23 protein-coding genes, 1 tRNA gene and 1 riboswitch are annotated in these 23,106 nt (G+C 70.4%); of the genes, 4 read left to right on the forward strand and 20 right to left on the reverse strand.

What is annotated here, in order from left to right:
* Window positions 1–5: 5 nt before the first annotated feature.
* From gcvP to RC2_RS14200, 11 genes are all read right to left on the reverse strand, one after another.
* On the reverse strand, window positions 6–2,849 hold the full coding sequence (gene gcvP, locus RC2_RS14150) for an aminomethyl-transferring glycine dehydrogenase (RefSeq protein ID WP_068147850.1): 2,844 nt from the start codon (window positions 2,847–2,849) through the stop codon (window positions 6–8).
* Between the two features lie 165 nt (window positions 2,850–3,014).
* Window positions 3,015–3,132, reverse strand: a riboswitch (glycine riboswitch).
* Window positions 3,133–3,157: 25 nt separating this feature from the next.
* Window positions 3,158–3,760: a MerR family transcriptional regulator gene (locus RC2_RS14155; protein WP_068147936.1), complete on the reverse strand. Its 603-nt coding sequence runs from the start codon at window positions 3,758–3,760 to the stop codon at window positions 3,158–3,160.
* A gap of 221 nt (window positions 3,761–3,981) precedes the next feature.
* Window positions 3,982–4,455: a bifunctional nuclease family protein gene (locus RC2_RS14160; protein WP_068101514.1), complete on the reverse strand. Its 474-nt coding sequence runs from the start codon at window positions 4,453–4,455 to the stop codon at window positions 3,982–3,984.
* A gap of 100 nt (window positions 4,456–4,555) precedes the next feature.
* The gene (ftsR, locus tag RC2_RS14165; RefSeq protein ID WP_068147852.1) at window positions 4,556–5,299 is read right to left on the reverse strand and encodes a transcriptional regulator FtsR; all 744 of its coding nucleotides are present in this window, start codon (window positions 5,297–5,299) and stop codon (window positions 4,556–4,558) included.
* Complete coding sequence (gene garA / locus RC2_RS14170; RefSeq protein ID WP_068101522.1) at window positions 5,296–5,790, reverse strand: glycogen accumulation regulator GarA; 495 nt, start codon at window positions 5,788–5,790, stop codon at window positions 5,296–5,298. The genes ftsR and garA overlap by 4 nt, the downstream gene beginning before the upstream one ends.
* A gap of 197 nt (window positions 5,791–5,987) precedes the next feature.
* Window positions 5,988–6,392: a glycine cleavage system protein GcvH gene (gcvH, locus tag RC2_RS14175; RefSeq protein ID WP_068147855.1), complete on the reverse strand. Its 405-nt coding sequence runs from the start codon at window positions 6,390–6,392 to the stop codon at window positions 5,988–5,990.
* 77 nt (window positions 6,393–6,469) lie between these two features.
* On the reverse strand, window positions 6,470–7,111 hold the full coding sequence (locus tag RC2_RS14180; protein WP_082895472.1) for a CDP-alcohol phosphatidyltransferase family protein: 642 nt from the start codon (window positions 7,109–7,111) through the stop codon (window positions 6,470–6,472).
* 23 nt (window positions 7,112–7,134) lie between these two features.
* Window positions 7,135–7,761: an NUDIX hydrolase gene (locus RC2_RS14185; protein ID WP_068147858.1), complete on the reverse strand. Its 627-nt coding sequence runs from the start codon at window positions 7,759–7,761 to the stop codon at window positions 7,135–7,137.
* Between the two features lie 29 nt (window positions 7,762–7,790).
* Entirely contained in the window at window positions 7,791–9,089 is a 1,299-nt protein-coding gene (locus tag RC2_RS14190; RefSeq protein ID WP_068147860.1) for a GAF domain-containing protein, read from the reverse strand.
* 49 nt (window positions 9,090–9,138) lie between these two features.
* Window positions 9,139–9,918, reverse strand: a complete 780-nt coding sequence (locus RC2_RS14195) for an acetoin reductase (RefSeq protein ID WP_068147863.1) — start codon at window positions 9,916–9,918, stop codon at window positions 9,139–9,141.
* A 34-nt stretch (window positions 9,919–9,952) separates the two neighbouring features.
* Window positions 9,953–10,999: a 2,3-butanediol dehydrogenase gene (locus tag RC2_RS14200; protein WP_068147864.1), complete on the reverse strand. Its 1,047-nt coding sequence runs from the start codon at window positions 10,997–10,999 to the stop codon at window positions 9,953–9,955.
* A gap of 104 nt (window positions 11,000–11,103) precedes the next feature.
* Between RC2_RS14200 and RC2_RS14205 the strand changes: the two genes are divergently transcribed.
* The 3 genes from RC2_RS14205 (at window position 11,104) to RC2_RS14215 (ending at window position 15,251) form a co-directional block, all read left to right on the forward strand.
* Window positions 11,104–12,327 (forward strand): CaiB/BaiF CoA transferase family protein, encoded by a 1,224-nt coding sequence (locus RC2_RS14205; protein WP_068147867.1) that lies wholly within the window; start codon window positions 11,104–11,106, stop codon window positions 12,325–12,327.
* Window positions 12,324–13,301: a 2-hydroxyacid dehydrogenase gene (locus RC2_RS14210; protein WP_068147870.1), complete on the forward strand. Its 978-nt coding sequence runs from the start codon at window positions 12,324–12,326 to the stop codon at window positions 13,299–13,301. Before RC2_RS14205 ends, RC2_RS14210 begins: the two co-directional genes overlap by 4 nt.
* 114 nt (window positions 13,302–13,415) lie before the next feature.
* Window positions 13,416–15,251 carry a flavin-containing monooxygenase gene (locus tag RC2_RS14215; RefSeq protein ID WP_068147873.1) on the forward strand — a complete coding sequence of 612 codons (1,836 nt, stop codon included), beginning with the start codon at window positions 13,416–13,418 and terminating at the stop codon, window positions 15,249–15,251.
* On the opposite strand, the gene RC2_RS14220 is transcribed toward RC2_RS14215, so the two are convergent.
* Entirely contained in the window at window positions 15,248–16,204 is a 957-nt protein-coding gene (locus RC2_RS14220) for a ring-cleaving dioxygenase (protein ID WP_068147876.1), read from the reverse strand. The genes RC2_RS14215 and RC2_RS14220 overlap by 4 nt on opposite strands.
* Window positions 16,205–16,226: 22 nt before the next feature.
* Window positions 16,227–16,532 (reverse strand): DUF3263 domain-containing protein, encoded by a 306-nt coding sequence (locus RC2_RS18715; protein ID WP_245811117.1) that lies wholly within the window; start codon window positions 16,530–16,532, stop codon window positions 16,227–16,229.
* A 95-nt stretch (window positions 16,533–16,627) separates the two neighbouring features.
* On the opposite strand from RC2_RS18715, the gene RC2_RS14230 reads away from it, so the two are divergent.
* Window positions 16,628–17,137, forward strand: coding sequence for a gamma carbonic anhydrase family protein (locus RC2_RS14230; RefSeq protein WP_068147883.1), 510 nt, complete (start codon window positions 16,628–16,630; stop codon window positions 17,135–17,137).
* A 92-nt stretch (window positions 17,138–17,229) separates the two neighbouring features.
* On the opposite strand, the gene RC2_RS14235 is transcribed toward RC2_RS14230, so the two are convergent.
* From RC2_RS14235 to RC2_RS14265, 7 genes are all read right to left on the reverse strand, one after another.
* A tRNA-Pro gene (locus tag RC2_RS14235) sits at window positions 17,230–17,303 on the reverse strand.
* 112 nt (window positions 17,304–17,415) lie between these two features.
* Window positions 17,416–18,852 (reverse strand): ribosome biogenesis GTPase Der, encoded by a 1,437-nt coding sequence (der, locus tag RC2_RS14240; RefSeq protein WP_068147885.1) that lies wholly within the window; start codon window positions 18,850–18,852, stop codon window positions 17,416–17,418.
* On the reverse strand, window positions 18,849–19,511 hold the full coding sequence (gene cmk / locus RC2_RS14245; RefSeq protein WP_082895478.1) for a (d)CMP kinase: 663 nt from the start codon (window positions 19,509–19,511) through the stop codon (window positions 18,849–18,851). The genes der and cmk overlap by 4 nt, the downstream gene beginning before the upstream one ends.
* A 32-nt stretch (window positions 19,512–19,543) precedes the next feature.
* On the reverse strand, window positions 19,544–20,572 hold the full coding sequence (locus RC2_RS14250) for a pseudouridine synthase (RefSeq protein ID WP_072681540.1): 1,029 nt from the start codon (window positions 20,570–20,572) through the stop codon (window positions 19,544–19,546).
* Window positions 20,573–20,581: 9 nt separating this feature from the next.
* Window positions 20,582–21,271: an SMC-Scp complex subunit ScpB gene (scpB, locus tag RC2_RS14255; RefSeq protein WP_068147890.1), complete on the reverse strand. Its 690-nt coding sequence runs from the start codon at window positions 21,269–21,271 to the stop codon at window positions 20,582–20,584.
* Window positions 21,268–22,119, reverse strand: a complete 852-nt coding sequence (locus RC2_RS14260; RefSeq protein WP_068147893.1) for a segregation and condensation protein A — start codon at window positions 22,117–22,119, stop codon at window positions 21,268–21,270. Before RC2_RS14260 ends, scpB begins: the two co-directional genes overlap by 4 nt.
* Complete coding sequence (locus RC2_RS14265) at window positions 22,116–23,015, reverse strand: ParA family protein (protein WP_068147946.1); 900 nt, start codon at window positions 23,013–23,015, stop codon at window positions 22,116–22,118. Before RC2_RS14265 ends, RC2_RS14260 begins: the two co-directional genes overlap by 4 nt.
* Window positions 23,016–23,106: the final 91 nt, after the last annotated feature.

Raw genomic sequence — 23,106 nt, forward strand, 5'->3', positions numbered from 1 at the left:
CGCGGCTACTCCGCGAACGCCTCGAGCGGCGGGCACGAGCACACCAGGTTGCGGTCGCCGTGCGCCCCGTCGATGCGGCGCACGGCCGGCCACACCTTGGGCCGCCCGAGTCCGGCGGGGTAGACCGCTTCCTCGCGGGTGTACGGGTGGGTCCACTCGGTCACCAGGCAGTGCGCCGTGTGCGGGGCGCCCCGCAACGGGTTGTCCTCGACCGGCCACTCGCCGGACGCGACCCGATCGATCTCGCCGCGAATGGCGATCATGGCGTCGACGAAGGCGCCGATCTCCTCGAGGTTCTCGCTCTCGGTCGGCTCGACCATGAGCGTGCCGGCCACGGGGAAACTCATCGTCGGGGCGTGGAAGCCGTAGTCGGCCAACCGCTTCGCGACATCGTCGACCGTCACGCCGGTGCGCGCGGTGATGGGTCGCAGATCCAGGATGCACTCGTGGGCGACCATCGACTTGTCGCCGGTGTAGAGCACCGGGAAATACTCGTCGAGTCGTCGGGCGATGTAGTTGGCCGACGCGATGGCCGTCAACGTCGCGCGACGCAGGCCGGTCGCCCCCATCATGCGGATGTAGGCCCACGTGATCGGCAGGATGGACGCGCTGCCGTAGGGCGCGGCCGAGACGGCGCCGGTCTCTCCCAGCCCGTCGACGTGCGGGTGGCCGGGCAGGAACCGGGCGAGGTGGGAGCGCACCCCGATCGGCCCGACTCCGGGTCCGCCGCCGCCGTGGGGGATGCAGAAGGTCTTGTGCAGGTTCAGGTGGCTGACGTCGCCGCCGAAGCGTCCCGGACGCGCCACACCGACGAGCGCGTTGAGGTTGGCACCGTCCACGTAGACCTGCCCACCGGCGTCGTGCACCGCCGCGCAGATGTCGGCGATCTCGTGTTCGTAGACGCCGTGGGTGGACGGGTAGGTGATCATGATGGCCGCGAGCGTGTCGGCGTGCTCGGCGACCTTCGCGCGCAGATCGCTCACGTCGACGTCGCCGTTGGGTCGGCACGCGACGACGACGACCTTCATGCCCGCCATGACGGCGGACGCGGCGTTCGTGCCGTGAGCGCTGGACGGGATCAGGCAGATCGTGCGCCCGTCGTCACCGCGGTCGAGGTGGTAGTTCCGGATCGCGAGGAGACCGGCGTACTCCCCCTGGCTGCCGGCATTGGGCTGCAGGGAGACCGCGTCGTAGCCCGTCACGGCCACCAGCCACTGCTCGAGGTCCTGCACTACGCGCAGCAGGCCGGGAGCGTCCTCGGCCGGCGCGAACGGATGCAGCTGGGAGAACCCGGGCCAGGTGATCGGCTCCATCTCGGCGGTGGCGTTGAGCTTCATCGTGCAGGACCCCAGCGGGATCATGCTGCGGTCGAGCGCGATGTCCTTGTCCGACAGGGAGCGCAGGTAGCGCAGCATCGCCGTCTCGGTGCGGTAGCGGACGAACGCGGGGTGGGTCAGGAACTCGGTGCGGCGCGCCAGCGCGTCGGGAATGGCCGGGTCCGGCGCCTCGATCGCCGCGTCGTGCGCCCCGAAGGCGCGGAGGACGGCGGCGACGTGCTCGTCCGTCGTCGCTTCGTCGGTCGCGATGCCGACGTGGTCGTCGTCGACGTGCCGCAGGTTGATGCCGGCGTCACGCTTGGCGGCGGCCACCACCTCGGCGGCGCGACCGGGGACGCGGGCGAGCACGGTGTCGAAGAACGACGCGTGGACCACCTCGACGTTCGCACCGCGGAGTCCGGAGGCGAGCGAGGCGGCGTGCCCGGCGACCCGGCGTGCGATGGCGGTCAGGCCGTCGGCACCGTGGTAGCTCGCGTACATCGCGGCGACGACCGCGAGAAGGACCTGCGCCGTGCAGATGTTGCTGGTGGCCTTCTCGCGGCGGATGTGCTGCTCACGAGTCTGCAGCGCGAGTCGGTAGGCGACGGAGCCGTCGGCGTCCTTGGAGACGCCGACCAGGCGTCCCGGAAGCTGCCGGGCGTGCGACGAGCGCACGGCCAGGTAGCCGGCGTGGGGTCCGCCGAAGCCCATCGGCACGCCGAAGCGCTGCGTGGTGCCGAAACACGCGTCCGCGCCCTGCTCACCCGCCGGGGTGATCAGCGTGGCGGCGAGCAGGTCGATGCCGACCGCGACCAGTGCGCCACGCTCGTGGGCGGCCGCACACAGGTCGGTGACGTCGAGCAGCCGGCCCGACGCGCCGGGTGACTGGGTGATCACGCCGAAGCAGTCGCCCTCGGGCAGTCCGTCGGCCAGATCGGCGGCGACGACCTCGATGCCGAGCGGCTCGGCCCGCGTGTCGATCACGGCGCGCGTCTGGGGGAAGAGGTCGGTGTCGACGATCAACCGCGCGGACCTCGACTTGCCGGCGCGTCGCAGCAGTGTCATCGCCTCGGCGGCGGCGGTGCCCTCGTCGAGCATCGAGGAGTTGGCGATCTCCATGCCGGTGAGGTCGGCGACCATCGTCTGGAAGTTGAGCAGGGCTTCGAGGCGGCCCTGGCTGATCTCGGGCTGGTACGGGGTGTACGCGGTGTACCAGGCCGGGTTCTCGAGGATGTTGCGGACGAGGACCGGGGGCGTCAGCGTCGCGCTGTATCCCGTCCCGATCATGGACACCGCGACGGTGTTCGACGCGGCGAGCGCAGCGAGTTCGGCCAGCGCCTCCTGCTCGGACACGGGCTCGGGGAGCGATTCGAGTCCGTCGGCGACGCCGTCCGATGCTCGGTCGAGGATGTCGGCCGGCACAGCCGCGGCGGCCAGTGCGTCGAGGCTCTCGACGCCGATGACGTCGAGCAGACGCGCGGTCTGCTCGGCATCGGGTCCGATGTGGCGGTCAACGAAGGTACGTGCGGTCACGGATTACTCCCGAGGGGCTCGCGGTGAGGTGCACGTCCTCCGCGCAGGGAAGGACGCCCCTCCCCCTCTGTCGTGTGCCCGTGACCACGGGCGCCTGAGAGATTCGGCGCGGCTACGCCTTTCCCCGTGGGCGGGTGGGCTGTTCCACCGCTTTCCAGAGGCGTCGGAGCCCGCACGGTCCGGGTGCCTGAGAGATTGACGGAGAGGTGCTGCTCCTTCGGCGCTCGACTCGATGACGACCACGAGGGCCGGACCGAGATCGAAGCTCTCCCGTGCGGCGTCGACGCACGGCCGAGTATAGGCCGGGTTCAGCCCGTCTTGCGGCTGGCGCGGTTCTTCCGCCGGGACGCGAGCTCGTCCTCGGGGGTCGGCTGCGCTTCCCCGCCGTCGGCCCGCTCGGCCGGGAAGTCGGCGATGGTGCCGGTCAGCTCGCGCATGGCGCCGCTGACGGCGATCCCGAAGACCCCCTGTCCGCCCTGGAGCAGGTCCACCACTTCCTCGGCGGACGTGCACTCGTAGACGGTGGTGCCGTCGGAGAACAACGTGATGCGCGCCAGATCGGCGACGCCGCGACGACGGAGGTGGTCGACGGCGACGCGGATGTTCTGCAGCGAGATCCCGGTGTCGAGGAGACGCTTGACGATCTTCAGGACCAGGATGTCCTTGAAGGAGTAGAGCCGCTGGCTGCCGGATCCGGCCGCGCCGCGGATCGAGGGCACCACCAGGCCGGTGCGGGCCCAGTAGTCGAGCTGGCGGTACGTGATGCCCGCGATCTGGCAGGCGCTGGGAACGCGGTAGCCGACCAGCTCGTCCGGCACGGAGTCGTCGGGGAAGAGACCGGGCTGCACCTCGTCCGCGCCGACGGCACCGACAGCGCCGTCGTCGGACTGCGGAGTCTGCTGCGGCTCCAGCGGCTGATCTGCCACGTTGTTCTCTCCCTCTCGGATGTGTCTCTCGCGGTGAAACCGGCGATGAACTCCGTGACATCCGACAACTCGACCTCTCGGTCGAGACTACGCCAGTCGCGCCGACGGCACGTGCTTCATCGACCCGAACGCTAGAGACCGAGGAGGTGCCGCACAACGCGCCACGCGGTGAGTCTCTACCTCAAGTCGAGGGTGAGACTCGATCGTTATCCGTCCGTGGCCTTGAAGTCGTCGGGCGAGATGGTGTCGAGGAACTCCTTGAACTTCTCCACCTCGTCCTCCTTCTCGTCCGGCATGACCAGACCGGCTTCGGCGAGCACGGATTCCTCCGCGTGGATCGGCACCCCGGCGCGCAGCGCGATGGCCACGGAGTCGGACGGGCGGGCGGACACGCGCACGTTCTGGTCGAACACCAGATCCGCGTAGAACGTGCCTTCCTGCAGGTCGACGATGCGCACCTCACGCAGTGACCGCCCCAACGCGGTCACGATGTCCCCGATCAGATCGTGCGTGAGCGGCCGCGGAGGTTGCACCCCTTGCTGCTCGAGCGCGATGGCCGTGGCCTCGGTCTGTCCGATCCAGATGGGCAGATACCGTTCGCCGTCCTCCTCGCGAAGAAGAAGAACCGGCTGGTTCTGGGGTTGTTCGACCCTGATTCCGATGACGCGCATCTCGCTCATCGCGCTTGCCTCCCACCTGCTCGACGCACCCGTTCGAGTGTAGTGACGCACCCCGACTCCCGTCGCGGGTCCGCCGGGCCCCGCCGGTCCGGCACGCCCGTCAGTCCAGCACGCCCCGCACGGCCGCCTTCACCAGCGACGTGTGCAGGGTCAGCGACAGGGCGGCCAGTTCGCGGACGAGCTCCTCGGCACGGTCCCGCGCCCCCGCGTCACGACCCAGGGCCACCGGGCCCGCCACCTGCGCCAACAAGGTGGCCTCCCGGTCCGCGGCGAGCTTGAACGCCCGCAGATGCCGCACTTCGAGGCCGTACTGCGCCATCGCCGCGGCGGTGCGCACCAGGACCACCGCGTCCTCGTCGAAGAAGCCCGCAGGTCCCGCGGTCACCAGGCCTGCCTTCTGAAGATCGACCAGGAACGCCTCGTCGACGCCGGCGCGCTCGAGCAGGTCGGCGCGACTCATCCGCACGCGTCGCTCGCCGAGAAATTCGGTGGGCGAGACGGTCGGCGCGAGCGCGAGCGCCCGCGGTCCACGGCGCGGACCTCGCGCGGCGCCGTCGGCGGCCGCCACGGTCGCACCCTCGTCGAGGGCGTCGAGCTGTTCCTTGATGACCTTCAACGGAAGGTAGTGGTCGCGCTGCGCGGTGAGCACGTACTTCAGGCGCTCGCAATCCTGAACGGAGAAGCGACGGTAGCCCGACGCCGTCCGTTCCGGAGAGATCAGACCCTCGGCTTCGAGGAACCGGATCTTCGAAATGGTGACGTCGGGGAAATCCGGGCGGAGTCGATCGAGCACGGTGCCGATCGACATTCCGCCGCTGGTGGATTGCTGCCCGACTGCGGTCATCGACTGCCCGCGGACGCCTCGCCGGCCGCGCCGCTGGCCTGACCCTTCGGGCCGGTCAGGAAGACCAGGCGGAACTTGCCGATCTGCACCTCGTCGCCGTTGGCCAGGACGGCCGAGTCGACGGGTTCACGGTTGACGTAGGTGCCGTTGAGGCTGCCCACGTCGACGACCTGGAAGTTGTCCTCGTCCTGCCGGAACTCCGCGTGACGACGGCTGACGGTCACGTCGTCGAGGAAGATGTCGCTGTCCGGGTGGCGCCCGGCCGAGGTGGTCGGCTGATCGAGCAGGAAGCGCGATCCGGCGTTGGGGCCGCGCTTGACCACGAGGAGCGCCGATCCGACGGGCAGGCCCTCGACGCCCGACACGGGGGCTTCGGACGACGTCCCCTGCGCGGCAGCGGAATCCATCTCGTTGAGGAAATCCGCACGGAAGACCGAAGTGGTCTCCGCGGGGGCCTCTCCGTACACGCCGTCGTTGCCGTTGTCGCTCACGTTTCTCCTCCTCGGTCCGATCGGTCGTGACTCGACCGATCGGCTCGGCACGTATCGATGGTGCTTCTCCGGCGGACTGCCGGCTACTGCTGTCGGACACTCGGCCGTGGGGCCCGCGACCGACGTGAGGACCTTACCGACCGTACCTTGCGGACCCGGTCGCACGGGCACGCTTGCCCACCCGTCGACGTCGGCCGTTATGCGGCTGTGATGGACGCGTAGGCCTCCGCGTCCAGCATCCCCTCGAGTGCGTCGTCGAGGTCGGACTCGGATGCCGCGGTCAGGTCGACGAGCCACCCGGCGCCGTAGGGGTCGGAGTTCACCAGTTCGGGATCGCCGTCGAGTTCACCGTTGACGGCGGCCACGGTGCCGCTCAGCGGGGCGTAGATGTCGGACACGCTCTTGGTGGACTCGACCTCGCCGAACGACTCGCCGGAGGTCACGGCGTCGTCCTCGGCGGGCAGCTGCACGAACACCACGTCGCCGAGTTGCGACTGGGCGTAGTCGGTGATGCCGATGCGGACGGTGGTCGGCCCGGTGCGCTGCACCCACTCGTGCTCGGCCGTGTACCGCAACTCGGCGGGAATGTCGGTCTGGCTCACGTGATCTCGGTCCTTTCGGTCACCGGGTGGCGAACGTGCGTCCCGGCTGGGTCACCGCTGCCGCGCCGAGCGTACCGTCACCGGCCGACCCGTCGCGGCAGACGTCGAACCGGACCGAACGCCAACCGCAGGTAGAGCACGCCGGTCCACACGTAGAGGCCCGTGCCCCAGATCAGCAGCGCGGACGCGACGGGTCGCAGCGCGTCGGTCGTCGTGGTGTCCAGGTTCGCCGCCAGCAGCAGCGGCAGCGCGACCATGACGACGAACGTGGCGGCCTTGCCGAGGTAGACGACCTCGGGTGGACCGAGGCCGCGTCGCCGGTACAGCAGCAGCGCAGCGGCCAGGACGGCGTCGCGCCCGACGAGCACCACCGCGATCCACCACGGCACGATGCCGGCGATCGCGAATCCGCCGAGGGTGGCCACGACGTAGAGACGGTCCACGAACGGGTCGAGCAGCGCCCCGAGCGCCGACGACTGGTCGAGAATCCTCGCGAGCTTGCCGTCGAGGAAGTCGGTGGCCCCGCTGATCAACAGCAGGGTCAGCGCCCATCCGTAGGCCTGGTCGACCAGGAGCAGCCAGAGGAAGACGGGAACACCGATCAGCCGAACCACGCTGAGCGCGTTGGGAATCGTGACGATGCGATCCGCGAGCACGGTCGCGATCGTGCCGGTGGCCCGGACAGGCTGGGCAGGCTCGGCAGGCTCGGGTGCCGTCATCGCCCGAGCATGGCACACCCCTCTCAACGCCAGGCGAAGACGGGTTGTTCGAAGTCGGCGACGCGGGTGGCGCGTCCGTGCAGGACCACCTCGCGGAACTGGTGGACCAGGGCACCGGTCGGGGCGTGGATGCGCGTGGTGCGGAAGGGCCATTGCACGACGGGACGGGGCGACTCGGGAATCGTGACGAACTGCGCGTCGACGTCGATCTCGTCGATGCCGACGAGGTAGAGCACGTCGACCTCGTCGGGACTGGGCCGTAGCGGACCGGGAACGTCGGCGATCCACACGACGAACGGGGTGATGACGTAGCCCGAGCGCGTCGCGTAGTCGTCCAGTCGGCCGAGGATCGCCTCGTGTCCGACCAGGACGCCGATCTCCTCGTGCAGTTCGCGCAGCACGGCGTCCTCGGCGCTCTCCCCGTCGTCCAGGCGACCGCCGGGCAACGCGAACTGCCCCGGATGAGCGCGCATCCGCGTCGGCCGTCGCGTGAGCACGAGGTCACGCACACCCGGCTCGCCCGCCACGGCGAGAGCCACGGCCGCTCGGCGATGGTCGCCGGTCTCCAGGGGACGCGCGTCGAACGCCGCGAGCCGGGCGACGATCGCGTCGCGTTCGAGTCGGGTGTCGGGCACCGGTCCGTCGGTCACCCGGTCATTCGATCACGGGGGTCGGTCGATCACTGGGCCATCCGGAACGGGCGCACGCCCGGTGCGGAGGACTGCGGCAGGAGCCGGGCGCGGTCGTCGGGCAGCACGAGTTCGACGACGGCCGCGGGGTCGATGCGGTAGGGCTGCGCCAGCACCACCCCCGCGAAGGCCTTGCGGAGCCGCGACATCTCGGCCCGTACGGTGATGGCTCGACCGTGGTCGCCGAACAGGTCCGCCGCGAGCTCCGCGGCGGTGCGGCCGTCGCGGTGGACGGCGAGAAGGAAGAGGATCTCCGCGTGCCGGGGCGTCGCCTCGTGACTCCACCGCCCGAACCGGCTCTGCACCTCGACGAGCGTGCGCGCGGTGTCGGAGACGTCGATCCGCAGAGTGGTCGGCACGCTCTCGCCTCCCACCACGGTGTCGGCGGGGTCCGCCGGGCGCACCATCCATCCGCCGGGCAGCGGTTCGACGTCGCACACTCCGAGGGACGGCACCCAGAGCTGCCCCGCGGCGACGTCGGTCGGCAGCATCACCCGTGAGCGCACCGGCACCGACGCGACGGCGGCGACCCACCCGTGTCCGTCGACGGCCAGCGCCGGTCGGTCGCACCGCGCGAGCATGGGCGCGGCCACCGACCGCAGGGTGTCGAGGGAGAGTCGATGCTTCTCTCGCAGCTGCGCTTCGGCCAGGCGCGACACGGCGTCGATCAACGCCAGGGTGGTCGGGTGTACCGACGACGCCGGACCGCTGACGTCGACCAGGCCGATCACCCGTCCCGTGCGAGGGTCCTGGATGGGCGAGCTGGCGCAGGTCCACGCGTGGTGGGACCGGACGTAGTGCTCGGCCGAGAAGATCTGCACGGCCGAGCGCGACACCAACGCCGTCCCGATCGCGTTGGTCCCGACGCTGTCCTCGGCCCAGTCCGCGCCCTCGACGAAGCCGAGGCGGTCGGCCCGGTCCAGCACCGCGGGCGCACCGCTGCGCCAGAGGACCCGGCCCCCACTGTCGGCCACCACCAGCAGGTTCTCCGAGTCCGTCAGCACCGATCGCAGACTTCCCGTGAGGTCGGGCAGGATCTCCTCGAGTCCCGATTCCCGGCGCAGCCGCTCGAGCTCCCCGGCTCCGAGCGCGTCCGCCGGCCCGCCCCGGTCTGGGTCCACGCCGAGACCTTGCACCCGCCGCCACGAGTCGCCGATGACGTCGCGGGGCCGTGCGGGGGCGCGGCGACCCGACATCGTGGCGTCGTAGACCTCGGTGAGCAGACGGGCGTAGCGCCGCGGATCCTCGCCGGCGGAGACGGCGGGTTCGGGGTCGGCGGTCGGAGACATCGTCATCGATTGTGCTCCGCATCACACGGCGCGGCCACCTCGGGGTGGGTCACCGATAGACCAGCCCGCCGTCGATGAGACCCGACTGGCCCGTCATGTACGCGGCATCGGGGCCCGCGAGGAACGAGACGTACCCGGCGACGTCCTCGGGCGTTTCCGCGCGGCCGAGCGCGATACCGCCGACGAACTTCTCGTAGGTCGCGCCCCTCGGTGCACCGGTCAGGTCGGCGAACCGCTGGTCGATCTCCACCCACATGTCGGTGCCGACGACGCCGGGGCAGTAGGCGTTGACGGTGATGCCCGCGGACGCGTACTCCTTCGCCGCGGCCTGCGTGAGCCCGCGCACCGCGAACTTCGTGGCGCTGTAGACGCCGAGCATCTCGAACCCGTCGTGGCCCGCGATCGACGAGGCGTTGACGATCCGGCCCCGCACCCCACGGGCGAGGAAGGACGCCGCGGCCGCCTGGATTCCCCACAGCACACCGTCCACGTTGACCCGCCAGATGCGGGCGACCTGGTCCTCGGTCGTCTCGGACAGCGGGCCGACCAGGGCGATGCCCGCATTGTTGACCATGACGTCGAGGCCGCCGAGTTCGGCGACGGTGCGATCGACCGCGTCGTGCACCTGTCCGCGATCCCCGACGTCGGCCGTCACGGTGACGGCCCGGCGGCCGAGGGCACGCACCTCGGCGGCCACGGCGTCCAGCGTGTCAGCGTGGACGTCGAGCACCGCCACGTCGGCGCCGTCGCGGGCCAGCCGCAGGGCGATTGCCCGTCCGATGCCGCGGCCTGCGCCGGTGACCAGGACGACCTGTCCGTCGATACTCATGTTTTCTCCTTCGTCGGGGGTGGGTCGGATGTGCTCAGCGGGTGGGGTCGACGAGCACCTTGGTCTTGCGACCGGCGTGCAAGGCGTCGAAACCCTCGGTCACGACGTCCTCGAGCGCGATGTGCTCGACCCATCCCGTGGTGTCGTACGTCCCGGCGTCCATGAGGGCGATCACCGCCTCGTAGTCCGCGGCGGTGTAGCAGAGGGATCCCTGAATGCGGGATTCGTTCATGACCAGGTTCAACAGTGGCGTTTCCAGTGGGGTCTCGTAGATGGCGACGCTGACCATCGGCCTGCGCGACCCGACGCAGGCCAGCGAGGTCTCGACCGCCGGGCGCACTCCCGCGGCGTCGTAGACCGCATCGGCGCCGCGGCCGTCGGTGGCGTCCGCGACGAAGGCCGGGACGTCGACGTCGGTGGGGTCGAGAGTCCGCGCACCCAGTGCGGCGACCGCGGCGCGTCGGTCCGCGGACGGCTCGACCACGTACACGTTCTCGAGGCCCTTCCCCCGGAGCGCGAACCAGAGTCCGATGCCGATCGGACCGGCCCCGAAGACCAGGGCCGTGCCGTCGGCGGGCGGCTCGCCGAGGGTGGCCGCGTGATAGGCGACGGACATCGGCTCGACCAGGGCGCCGAGTTCGAGCGACACCGAGTCGGGCAGGCGGTGGAGCATGTGCACCGGCACCACCGTGCGTTCGGCCATGCCACCGTCGGACATCAAGCCGTGGAATCCGATCTTCTGACACACGTTGTAGTTGCCGGCCCGGCAGGGCGGGCACTGTCCGCAGCGGTGGATCGGCTCGACCGCCACCCGATCCCCCACGGCCCACCCGTCCACGCCGGACCCGACGGCGGCGACGGTTCCCGAGAACTCGTGCCCCATCGTCAGCGGCGCCTGCCGCCCCGTCAGCGGGTGCGGCGAGGTGGGCACGAAGATCGGCCCGGCGTAGTACTCGTGCAGGTCCGTTCCGCAGATGCCGTTGAACGCGACGTCGACGGCCACCTCCCCCGGTCCGGGCTCGGGAGTGGCCACGTCCTCGATCTCGACTCGGTGGGGTCCGTGGTAGACGGCTGCGCGCATCGTGGGGTCCGTTCGGTCGGGGGTCGGTGTCGCTGTGAGCCCCGATGGTGGTGTGGCGCAGACCACTCGCAGAAGAGTTGCACGCGGTTGCATAGGCTTCGGCCGTGGCCGACGATCTCCCGCTCCCCCTGGCCGGCATCCGCGTTCTCGAGCTGGGGAACTACATCGCCGCACCGACCGCCGCACGGCTCCTGGCCGATTTCGGAGCCGAGGTGATCAAGGTCGAGCGCCCGCGCACGGGGGACGAACTGCGGAACTGGCGGCTGTACGCCGGGACCACCTCGATGCTGTTCCGCACCCTCAACCGCGGCAAGAAGTCGGTGGTGATCGACCTGCGGACCGACGAGGGACGCCGCGACGTCCTCGACCTCGTCGCGGTGTGCGACGTGGTGCTCGAGAACTTCCGCCCCGGCACCCTCGAGCGGTGGGGACTCGGACCGGACGAGATGAACGCGGTCAATCCCGAGGTCGTGCTCGCCCGCATCTCGGCGTTCGGTCAGACCGGCCCCCTGGCGTCGCGACCGGGCTTCGCCGCCGTCGCCGAGGCCTACGGCGGACTCCGCGAGCTGGTGGGCGATCCCGACCGGCCGCCGTCGCGCACCGGGGTGTCGATCGGCGATTCCATCGCCGGTCTGTACGCCGCCTTCGGCGCGGTGACCGCGTTGCTGCAGCGCGAGCGCACCCGCCCGGGTGCGGTGCCCCTGCCGGCGCGCAGCATCGACGTCGCACTGAACGAGGCCGTGCTGTCGATGATGGAGTCCCTGATTCCCGACTACCTCGCGTACGGCGTCGAACGTCGTCGCACCGGCGGGCGGACCGAGGGCATCGCCCCGTCCAACGCCTACGTCTGCGCCGACGGCCTGTCCGTCGTCGTCGCCGGGAACAGCGACGCCATCTTCGGTCGCTACATGCGCCTGATCGGACGCACCGACCTCGCCGACGACGCCGACCTGGCCACCAACGCCGGTCGCTGGGCGCGACGGGACGAGATCGACGACGCCATCGGAACGTGGGCGGCCGAGCGCACCCGAGACGAGGCGTTGCGCCTGCTCGGCGAGGCCGAGGTACCGGCCGGCCCCATCTACACCGCGCGCGACATCTGCGCGGACGAGCAGTACGCGGCCCGGGACATGATCCAGCACTTCGAGGTGGACACCGGTGAGCCGGACCCGGCGATCGTCGGGTTCCCCGGCATCGTCCCCGTACTCGGAGGGCGTTCGCTGCCCGTCCGGTCGATCGGACCGGACCTCGGTGCCCACACCGACGAGGTCTACCGCGACCTGCTCGGTCGCCCCGCCCCCATCCCCGATCGGAACGGACAGCCATGACCGACCACCGCATCCTCGTCACCTCGGAGATCCCCGAGCCCGGCCCGTCGATCCTGCGGGAGTACGGCAACGTCACCTTCTGCGACGAGCCGATCGACGCCGACGCGCTGCGCACCGCGGTCACCGACGGCAGTCACGGTGTGGTGCTCGCGCAGCTGCGCGATCGTTTCGACGCCGATCTGCTGAGCCGAGCCACCCTCGCCGGCATCTCGAACTACGCGGTGGGCTTCGACAACATCGACGTCGACGCGGCGCAGCGCCACGGCATCGTCGTCGGCAACACCCCGGGCGTGCTCACCGACTCCACCGCCGACATCGCGATCCTGCTCATGCTCGCGACGGCGCGACGCGCGGTCGAGGCCGATCGGGTGGTGCGCACCGGGGGATTCCAGGGCTGGCAACCGAATCTGATGCTGGGCACCGACGTCTCGGGACGGACGCTGGGGCTCGCCGGTTTCGGACGCATCGCCAAGGCCACCGCGCGGCGCGCCCTGGGGTTCGGCATGACGGTGCTGTTCTGCCCGCGTCCGCCGTCGGATCGCGACGTCGCCGATCACGAACTCGGCGACCTCGTCGGCCGCGTCACGCATGTCGACTGGGCGACCCTCGTGCGGGAGAGCGATTTCCTCTCGCTGCACGTGCCGCTCACCGACGACACGCGCCACCTCGTCGACGCCGACGTGCTGGCGGCGATGCGCGACGACGCGATCCTGATCAACACCGCCCGCGGACCCGTCGTCGACGAGACGGCGCTGGTCGAGGCGTTGCGCGACGGCGTCATCGCCGCGGCGGGACTCGACGTCTTCGAGCGCGAACCGGAGCTGGCGCCGGGACTCGCGGATCTGCCGAACACCGTCCTGCTCCCCCACGTCGGCAGCGCGACGGTGTCGGTGCGCTCGGAGATGGCGCGGCTGTCGGCGCTGAATGCCGTCGCCATCGCCCGCGGCGAGGAGCCGCCGCACCGCGTGGTGTAGCGCTGCAACCCCGTGCAACTCTCGCGGCGGGGTGCCGTCGGAGCGTGTGCTGTGCATCACAGCGTCCATGTGACGCTCGACACGCACCGATCTTCGAACGGGAGAGCAGTACCCATGACCCAGACTCTCGAACCGCCCACCACCACCGACCGGTCGCCGCAGGAGCGGGTCGACGCCTGGCTGGCGGATTTCGACCGCGCCCTGGCCGCCCGGGACGTCGAGGGCGTCGCCGCCCTGTTCGGCACCACCAGCTTCTGGCGTGACCTGGTGACGTTCACCTGGAACATCAAGACCGTCGAGGGCCGCGAGCAGATCGCCGACATGCTCGGTGCCCGACTGGACGACGTCGACCCCCGCGGGTTCCACACCACCGAGACCCCGGACGAGGCCGACGGTGTGTACTCCGCCTGGATCGCGTTCGAGACGGCCACGGCCCGCGGGTCGGGCCACCTGCGCCTGCGGGAGAACGCCGACGGCGACCTCGAGGCCTGGACACTGCTGACCACGATGCAGGAACTCAAGGGTCACGAGGAGCCCCGCGGCCACCGTCGTCCGATGGGCGCCGTGCACGGGTCGAACAAGGAGACCAAGACCTGGGCGGAACGACGCGAGCTCGAGGAGAAGGAACTCGGCTACTCGGTCCAGCCGTACGTGCTGATCGTCGGTGGCGGTCAGGGCGGCATCGCCCTCGGCGCGCGGCTGCGGCAGATGGGCGTGCCGGCCATCGTCGTCGACCGGAACGACCGGCCCGGCGATCAGTGGCGCGGCCGATACAAGTCGCTGTGCCTGCACGATCCGGTCTGGTACGACCACCTCCCCTACCTGCCGTTCCCGGACAACTGGCCCGTCTTCGCCCCGAAGGACAAGATCGGCGACTGGCTCGAGATGTACACCAAGGTGATGGAGGTCCCCTACTGGACCCGGACCACCGCCGAGTCCGCCACGTTCGACGAGGAGACGAAGCAGTGGACCGTCGTCGTCGATCGGGACGGCGAGAAGGTGACGCTCACCCCGAAGCACCTCGTCATGGCGACGGGGATGTCCGGCAAGGCGAACATCCCGAACTTCCCCGGTATGGACGTCTTCCGCGGCGAGCAGCACCACTCGTCGCAGCACCCCGGCCCCGACGCGTACGTCGGCAAGAAGGTCGTGGTGGTCGGCTCCAACAACTCGGCCCACGACATCTGCAAGGCCCTGTACGAGACGGGTGCCGACGTCACCATGCTGCAGCGCTCGTCCACGCATATCGTCAAGTCCGACTCGCTGTGCGAGATCGCGCTGGGCGACCTCTACTCCGAGCGGGCCGTGCAGAGCGGAACCACCACGCAGAAGGCCGATCTCACGTTCGCCTCACTGCCGTACCGGATCATGCACGAGTTCCAGATCCCCGTGTACCAGCAGATCGCGGAGAAGGACAAGGACTTCTACGACCGCCTCGCCGCCGCCGGCTTCCAGCAGGACTTCGGTGACGACGGCTCGGGGCTGTTCATGAAGTACCTCCGCCGCGGATCCGGCTACTACATCGACGTCGGCGCGTCCGAGCTCGTTGCCGACGGGTCGATCAAGCTCGTGAACGGCCAGGTCGACCACCTGACCGAGACCGCCGTGGTGCTCGCGGACGGCACCGAGCTCGAGGCCGATCTGGTGGTCTACGCCACCGGCTACGGCTCGATGAACGGCTGGGTCGCCGATCTGGTCGACCAGGAGACCGCGGACAAGGTCGGCAAGGTGTGGGGCCTCGGCTCGGACACCACCAAGGACCCCGGTCCCTGGGAGGGCGAGCAGCGCAACATGTGGAAGCCGACCCAGCAGGAGAACCTCTGGTTCCACGGCGGCAACCTGCACCAGTCGCGCCACTACTCGCTGTACCTCGGGCTCCAGCTCAAGGCGCGGTACGAGGGCATCGACACCCCGGTCTACGGGCTGCAGGAAGTGCACCACCTGAGCTAGGCAGGGTCGCGTCCCTCCGGCACGGTGACGGGCCGCACCGACCGCTGGATGTCCTCGCGGTCGGGCTCGAGCCACGGCGGCAGCTTCAGCGCACGGCCGAGCTCGAGCAGCGGCTCGTCCACGTCGAATTCCGGTGTGTCCGTAGCCACTTCGAGCAGGACACCACCGGGTTCCCGGAAGTAGATCGACGTGAAGTACTGCCGGTCGAGGATCTTCGTGACGTGGTGGCCGCGATCGACCAGGTACTCGCGCCACAGTTCCTGGGTGGCGTGATCGGGCACCCGGAACGCGATGTGATGCACGGTGCCCCCGGCCACCACCCCCGGCTCGCCGCGGGAGTCGGCGACCACGTCGACGAGGTGGCCGGGGCCGCCGGGCCCGGCCCGCAGTCGGGTGCGATCCGGCAGATCGGACTCGACCCGCATGCCGAGGTCCTCGACGAGCGTCGCGACGGTGCGCTCGCCGTCCCCGACCGTCAGCACCGAGGAGTGCTGACCGCGGATCGCGTGCTCCCCCGGCACCGACGCGGAGTCCCACGGATCACGCGGATCGACCACGCTCGACGCGACCAGTTCGAGCCGCAACCCGTCCGGATCGCGGAGCTCGAGACGCTCCTCGTCCGAGGTGCCGGTGACGGCCGAGTCCACGCCGAGCGCGGCGAGATGGTCGCGCCACCATCCGAGAGAACCCTGCGGAATCGAGAACGCCGTCGCGGTCGACTGGCCCACACCGATTCGCCCCGTCGGCACCGTCTGCCACGGGAAGAACGTCATCAGCGTGCCAGGCGTCCCGGACGAGTCGCCGTAGTAGAGGTGATAGGTGGACGGATCGTCGAAGTTCACCGTCCGCTTCACCAGGCGCAGTCCCAGGACCGTGACGTAGAAGTCGATGTTGGTCTGCGGGTCGTCGGCGATGGCGGTGACGTGGTGCAGCCCCTCGGTGCGCGGCATCATGCGTCGAGCGTAGGCCGCGTCGCTACTGCCCGAGCCAGAGACGCTTGCGGCAGACGGTCAGCATGGCGTCGGCCACGGCGGGATCGACGCGCACCGCCTTGCTCTCGAGGAGATCCTTTGCGCGCGTGAAGAATTGGGTGGTCGACAGGCCGAACTCGACCAGGATGTCCTCGGACCGTCCGCCACCGTAGGCGTACCACCGCTGCAGGAAGGCGACCACGTGCTGGTCGTCCGGCGCCGCGAGGGTCTCGGCCGCCGGTGTCGCCCCGAGCCCCGTCGATCGGGATGCTGCTGCTCGGGATGCGACAGGGAAAGGTGTACTCGTCACGGATGGAGTATTCACCATCGCTCCGACAGTCCGGTGTCGGTTCCGTGAACACGGTGCGCGCGTCGAATCACGATGGCCGTTGTTAGTGTCGGCGAATGGAACAGACGTATCCCTTCGCCGGTCACAGCCCCTCCGTCGCCGAGGATGCGTGGCTCGCTCCGGGTGCCGCCGTGATCGGCCGCGCCACCCTCGCGGCCCGTACGGCCGTGTGGTTCAACGCCGTCGTGCGCGCCGATGCCGAGACCATCTCGATCGACGAGGAGAGCAACATCCAGGACGGCTGCGCGTTGCACGCGGATCCCGGCGCACCGCTGACCGTCGGCAAGCGGGTGAGCGTCGGGCACAACGCCGTGCTGCACGGCTGCACCGTCGAGGACGACGTTCTCGTCGGTATGGGCGCCACCGTCATGAACCACGCCCGCATCGGCACCGGGTCGATCGTCGCCGCCGGCGCGCTGGTCACCGAGGGCACCCAGATCCCGCCGAACTCGTTGGTCGCCGGGGTTCCCGGCAAGGTGCGGCGGGAGACCACGGAGCAGGAGCGCGAGGCCATCGGCTTCAACGCCGCCGGCTACGTCGCGCTCATGGAGCAGTACCGGGGCTGACCTCTCAAACCGGCCCTCGAGAAGGGCACCGAGAACGACACCGAGAACGAGAAAAGCGGCTCCGGACGTGATGTCCGGAGCCGCTTCTCGCGTCGGGCTGACAGGATTTGAACCTGCGACCACTTGACCCCCAGTCAAGTGCGCTACCAAGCTGCGCCACAGCCCGCGGTCCACACGAAGCGGACCGTGCATCCCCTCTCGGGAACGGTGAAACACTACCTCAGGCGCGGCGCCGGAAGCCAATCGCCTCGCGGCCTCCGGTCACCCCGCCCGGGTAGCTACTTCCGGCGCTCGCGCTTCTCCCGGATGCGCACGGAGATGCGCACGGGGCTGCCGTCGAAGTTGAACTCCTCGCGCAACCGACGCTCGAGGAACCGCCGGTAGCCTGCTTCGAGAAAGCCCGTGGTGAACAGCACGAAGGTCGGGGGGCGCGTCCCGGCCTGCGTCGCGAACATCACCCGCGGCAGACGGCCACCGCGCATGGGCGGCGGGGTCGCGGCGACGACGTCCTTCAGCCAGGAGTTCAGGCGGCCGGTGGGAATGCGCTTGTCCCACGAGTCCAACGCCGTCTCGAGCGCGGGCACGAGCTTCTGCACGGCGCGACCGGTGCGCGCCGAGACGTTGACGCGCGACGCCCACGGCACACGCGCGAGGTCGCGGTCGATCTCCCGCTCGAGCTGGTGGCGTCGATCCTCGTCGACCAGGTCCCACTTGTTGAAGGCGATGACCAGGGCGCGGCCCGCCTCGGCGACCATCGACAGCACGCGCAGGTCCTGTTCGGAGATGACCTCGGAGGCGTCGATCAGCAGGATCGCGACCTCGGCGGCGTCGATGGCGCCGCGGGTGCGGAGCGAGGCGTAGAACTCGGCGCCGCTGGCGTGGGTGACGCGCTTGCGCAGACCCGCGGTGTCGACGAACCGCCACACCTTGCCGCCCAGTTCCACCAAGGAGTCCACCGGGTCGACGGTGGTGCCGGCGACGTCGTGCACCACGGACCGCTCGTCCCCGGTCAGCTTGTTCAGCAGCGACGACTTGCCGACGTTCGGCTTGCCCACCAACGCCACTCGGCGCGGCCCCGCGACGCCGGTCCCCTCGCGCGGGGTCTCCGGGAGCACCTCGAGCACGTCGTCGAGCAGGTCGCCGGTCCCGCGGCCGTGCGTGGCGCTGACCGTGCGCGGCTCGCCGAGCCCGAGCGACCACAACGCCGCCGCCTCGGACTCCACCCGCTCGTCGTCGACCTTGTTGGCCACCAGGATCACCGGGGTCTTGGACCGGCGCAGCACGCGGGCCACCGCTTCGTCGGTGGCGGTGGCACCGACGACGGCGTCGACGACCAGCAGGATGGCGTCGGCGGTCTGCATGGCCTGCTCGGCCTGCCGGGCGACGGACTGCTGCATGCCCTTCGCGTCGGGCTCCCAGCCGCCGGTGTCCTGCACCATGAACCGTCGGCCGGACCAGTTGGCCTCGTACGAGACGCGGTCACGGGTGACGCCGGGGACGTCCTCCACCACCGCTTCACGACGGCCGATGATGCGGTTGACGAGGGTCGACTTGCCCACGTTCGGCCGACCGACGACGGCGAGGGTGGGGACGGCGACCTCGGGCTCGTCGCCCTCGGGAGCGTCGAGATCGAGCTCGTCCCAGTCGGTTTCGTCGGTCCAGACGCCGTCGGAGGCGAAGACCTCGGTGACGTCGGTGAGATCGTGGTCGCTCATGATCGAGCTCCTTGCAGGTCGTGGACCAGGCGCAACAGGGCGTCGATGACGCCGTCCTTGGTCAGGTCGCTCGTGTCGACGGTGACGGCGTCGTCGGCGGGACGCAGCGGCGACAGGGCGCGCGTGGAGTCCGCGAGGTCACGACGCTGGACGTCGGCGAGCACGCCGGCGTAGTCGTCGCCGCGGCCGTCGGCCACGTTCTGGTCGTTGCGTCGCGCGGCGCGGGTCTCCGCGGACGCGGTCAGGTAGATCTTGAGGTCGGCGTCGGGGAGGACGACGGTGCCGATGTCCCGTCCCTCGACGACGACGCGGTCGCTGCGCATCGCGATGTCGCGCTGCATCGCCACGAGCTTCTCGCGCACGGCCGGGACGGCGGACACGGCGGAGACCGCCGCGGTCACCTCGGCGCCGCGGATGGGCCCGGTGACGTCCTCCCCCGCGACCTCCACACGCTCGGCGGTCGGGTCGGTCCCGATCTCGAGCGGCAGCGACGCAGCGGCCGCGGTCACGGCGTCGACGTCGGTCGAGTCGACGCCCTGCGAGAGCACCCACACCGTCGCGGCGCGGTACATCGCGCCCGTGTCGAGGTACGACGCGCCGAGTCGCGACGCGAGCAGCCGCGACACCGACGACTTGCCGGTGCCCGACGGGCCGTCCATCGCGACGATCAGGCGCTCGCCTCCGGCGGCGCTCACAGCCCCACCGCCCCGTAGAGGCTGCCGACCTCGCCGCGACCGAGGACGCGCAGCGTGCCCGGCCGCTGATCGCCGAGGGCGACGGCGCCGATGTCGGTGCGGACCAGGCGCCGCACCGGGAAGCCCACCGCGTCGAACAGGCGACGCACGATGTGCTTGCGACCCTCGTGCAGCACCACCTTGACCAGCGTGCGGCCCTCGTTGACGTCGAGGATGGTGAAGGCGTCGACCTTGGCGGGGCCGTCCTCGAGCTCGACCCCGGCGCGCAGCTGCTTGCCGGCGCTGCGCTCCATCACCCCGTGAACGGTGGCGAGGTAGGTCTTGGACACCTCGAACGACGGGTGCATGAGCCGGTGGGCGAGATCGCCGTCGTTGGTCAGCAGGATCAGGCCCTCGGTGTCGGCGTCGAGGCGGCCGACGTGGAAGAGACGTTGTCCGGCCTGAACGCGCTCGGAGACGATGTCGCCGATGCAGGGACGGCCGAGATCGTCGGACATCGTGGACTGCCAGCCGCGCGGCTTGTTCAGCGCGATGTGCACCAGGTCGGCCTTGACCACCACGCGGATGCCGTCGACGCGCACCACGGCGCTGCCCGGGTCGACCCGCACGCCCTGCTCGGTGACGATGCGGCCGTCGACCTCGACACGGCCCTGCTCGATGAGTTCCTCGGCGGCGCGGCGGGAGGCGACGCCGGCCTGCGCGAGCACCTTCTGCAACCGCACGCCGTCCTCGGGTGCGACGTGCGGGCGACGCGAGGTGTCGGTGTTCTGGTGCCGTGCGGGCTTGGCATTGGAGATCGTCGGCGTCGCCGGGGTGGCCTTCTCGGGCTTCGGCTTGCGCGCGCCGGCCTTCGGCTTGCGGGGGTACTTCGCCCCGGTGGTGCGCGTCTCGGTCCGGCGCGTGTACGCCGCGGCGGCCACCTTCTTGTTGGGGCGCTTCTTCTTGCGTTCGGTCGTGGTGTCGGGGTTCGCGTCGGGATTGTCGTCCCGGTCCGGTGTGCCGTCACGGCGAGCGGAGTCAGTCACTGCGTCTACCTATTCGTCTGTCTCGGTTCCGAACTCGGTCGTCGGGTTCGGATCGGCCTCGGCTCGGCGCTGTGCACGCAGAACCCGAGGATCGGTGTCCATGCTGTCATTGATGTCGTCGATCATGTCGACGCCGGGCAGCAGCGGTGCCAGTTCGGGAAGATCGCCCAGCGACGACAACCCCAACCGTTCGAGGAACATGTCCGTGGTGACGTACTGCGTCCCACCGGAGTCGGGATCGGGTCCCGCCTCGGCGATCAGTCCGCGGGCCAGCAGGGTCCGCATCACACCGTCCACGTTCACCCCACGCACTGCACCGACCCGTGCGCGGGTAACCGGTTGACGATAGGCGATGACGGCGAGCGTTTCCAACGCCGCGCGCGTGAGCTTGGACCGGGCGCCGTCGAGCAGGAGTCTCTCGACGTACGGCGCGAACTCCGTCCGGGTGTAGAACCGCCAGCCGTCGCCGACGAACCGCAGGTCGATGCCGCTCCCCCGCGCCGTGAAGTCTTCGGCGATCCGGGTGAGCAACGCCTCGATGCGCGCTCGGTCACACCCCGTCGCGGAGACCAGCTGATCGACGGTGGCGGGACTGTCCACGACCAACAGGATCGACTCCAGCGCGCCGCGCAGCTCGACGTCGGTCAGCGTCTCGTCCGGCTGCGGCTCGTCGGTCGAGTCGTGCTCCGGGTCGGTCATCCGTAGTCCTCCATGCGGGTGGTGTCGAGGTCGTCGTCGTCGCCGGTCCACCGCACCTGCAGCGCACCCAGCGCTTCCGGCTGATCGAAGGTGACCGCCTTCTCCCGGTACAGCTCGAGCAGCGCCAGGAAGCGGACGACGATCTCGACGGGCGCGGTGCAGTCGGCCACCAGGTCGGCGAACTCGGTCCAGGCGCCCTCGCCCCGCTCCCGCAGCATCGCCAGGACGGTCGCGGCGTGCTCGGCCACCGAGACGGGCGCCTCGTGCAGGTGACCGAGCCCGACAGTGGGGATCTCGCGCGGCCGGAACGCCGCGGCAGCGATCTCCGCGAAGCGCGTCGGGTCCACCCCGAGCAACACCTCCGGCAGCAGGCCGTCGAACCGCTCCTCGAGCGACACCGACCGCGGATAGCGGCGCAGCGCCGCGCTCTCGAGTTCGCCGAACAGCTGGGCCACCTGCTTGTACGCGCGGTACTGCAGCAAGCGGGCGAACAGCAGGTCCCGCACCTCGAGCAGCGCGAGGTCCTCGGCGTCGTCGACGTCCCCCGCCGGGAGCAACCGGGCCGCTTTGAGATCCAGCAGAGTCGCCGCGACCACCAGAAATTCGGTGGTCTGGTCGAGTTCCATCGCCGCGCCGAGTTCCCGTGTGTACGCGATGAATTCGTCGGTGACCCGGTGCAGCGCCACCTCGGTGACGTCGAGGCGATGCTGCCCGATCAGCGTCAGCAGCAGGTCGAACGGGCCCTCGAAGTTGTCCAGCCGGACCTCGAACCGCTGCCGCGTCGACCGCTCCGGAGGCGAGGTGTCGGGCTCGGTGGGCTCGGTGGGCTCGACGGGGGGCGCGGTCACCCGCGCGGCGAGGTGTCTCGGTGGATGACTTCGCGGGCCAGGGACCGGTAGGCCTCCGCGCCGGACGATTTCGGCGCCCAGGTGGTGATCGGCTCGCCGGCCACCGACGTCTCCGGGAAGCGGACGGTGCGGGTGATGACGGTGTCGAAGACGACGTCGCCGAAGACCTCGACGACCCGGTTCATGACCTCGCGCGAGTGCAGCGTGCGCGCGTCGAACATGGTCACGACGATGCCCTCGAGAGTCAGTCGCGGATTGAGTCGGTCGCGCACCTTGTCCACGGTGTCGTTCAGCAACGCGAGGCCGCGGAGGCTGAAGTACTCGCACTCCATCGGGATCAGCACCGAGTCGGCGCACGCGAGCGCGTTGACCGTCAGCAGTCCCAACGACGGCTGGCAGTCGATGAGGACGTAGTCGTAGCGGTCCAGCACGGGGTGCAGGACCCGGCCGAGCGTCTGCTCGCGGCCGACCTCGGTGACCAGCTGGATCTCCGCAGCGGACAGGTCGATGTTGCTGGGGAGCAGGTCCATGCCGTCGACCCGCGTCCGCATGAGGACGTCGTCGATCGACACGCGCGGCTCGACCAGCAGGTTGTGCACGGTGAGTTCGAGTTCGTGGTGCGGCACACCGAGGCCCGCGGACAGCGCGCCCTGCGGGTCCAGGTCGACCAGCAGGACCCGACGGCCGAACTCCGCCAACGAGGCCCCGAGGTTGATGGTCGACGTGGTCTTGCCGACGCCGCCCTTCTGATTGCACATGGCGATGACCGTGGCGGGGCCGTGGGAGGTGAGCGGGGCCGGTTCGGGGATCGCGCGCGGGACGCGGCCGGTGGGGCCGAGTTCGGTCGCGGGAGCCGAGTGAGCGGGCTCCGGCTCCGGGGCGCGCGCTCGGAACAGCGCGCCGTCGTCGTGTGCCGTGGACACCCGCGCATCTCCCCTCGCCTCGTACGGACCGGTCACACCGGAACGCTACCGCGTGGACCGAGCG

It is taken from the genome of Rhodococcoides corynebacterioides NBRC 14404 (assembly GCF_001894765.1).
Classification (GTDB): Bacteria; Actinomycetota; Actinomycetes; order Mycobacteriales; family Mycobacteriaceae; genus Rhodococcoides; species Rhodococcoides corynebacterioides.

Excerpts from the sequence above, each read along its gene's own strand:
- RC2_RS14160 (WP_068101514.1), bottom strand. The coding sequence starts at position 4,455 with ATGAGCGAGATGCGCGTCATCGGAATCAGGGTCGAACAACCCCAGAAC.
- ftsR (WP_068147852.1), bottom strand. The coding sequence starts at position 5,299 with ATGACCGCAGTCGGGCAGCAATCCACCAGCGGCGGAATGTCGATCGGC.
- RC2_RS14180 (WP_082895472.1), bottom strand. The coding sequence starts at position 7,111 with ATGACGGCACCCGAGCCTGCCGAGCCTGCCCAGCCTGTCCGGGCCACC.
- RC2_RS14190 (WP_068147860.1), bottom strand. The coding sequence starts at position 9,089 with ATGTCTCCGACCGCCGACCCCGAACCCGCCGTCTCCGCCGGCGAGGAT.
- RC2_RS14195 (WP_068147863.1), bottom strand. The coding sequence starts at position 9,918 with ATGAGTATCGACGGACAGGTCGTCCTGGTCACCGGCGCAGGCCGCGGC.
- RC2_RS14200 (WP_068147864.1), bottom strand. The coding sequence starts at position 10,999 with ATGCGCGCAGCCGTCTACCACGGACCCCACCGAGTCGAGATCGAGGAC.
- RC2_RS14210 (WP_068147870.1), top strand. The coding sequence starts at position 12,324 with ATGACCGACCACCGCATCCTCGTCACCTCGGAGATCCCCGAGCCCGGC.
- RC2_RS14215 (WP_068147873.1), top strand. The coding sequence starts at position 13,416 with ATGACCCAGACTCTCGAACCGCCCACCACCACCGACCGGTCGCCGCAG.
- RC2_RS14220 (WP_068147876.1), bottom strand. The coding sequence starts at position 16,204 with ATGATGCCGCGCACCGAGGGGCTGCACCACGTCACCGCCATCGCCGAC.
- RC2_RS14230 (WP_068147883.1), top strand. The coding sequence starts at position 16,628 with ATGGAACAGACGTATCCCTTCGCCGGTCACAGCCCCTCCGTCGCCGAG.
- der (WP_068147885.1), bottom strand. The coding sequence starts at position 18,852 with ATGAGCGACCACGATCTCACCGACGTCACCGAGGTCTTCGCCTCCGAC.
- cmk (WP_082895478.1), bottom strand. The coding sequence starts at position 19,511 with ATGGACGGCCCGTCGGGCACCGGCAAGTCGTCGGTGTCGCGGCTGCTC.
- scpB (WP_068147890.1), bottom strand. The coding sequence starts at position 21,271 with ATGACCGACCCGGAGCACGACTCGACCGACGAGCCGCAGCCGGACGAG.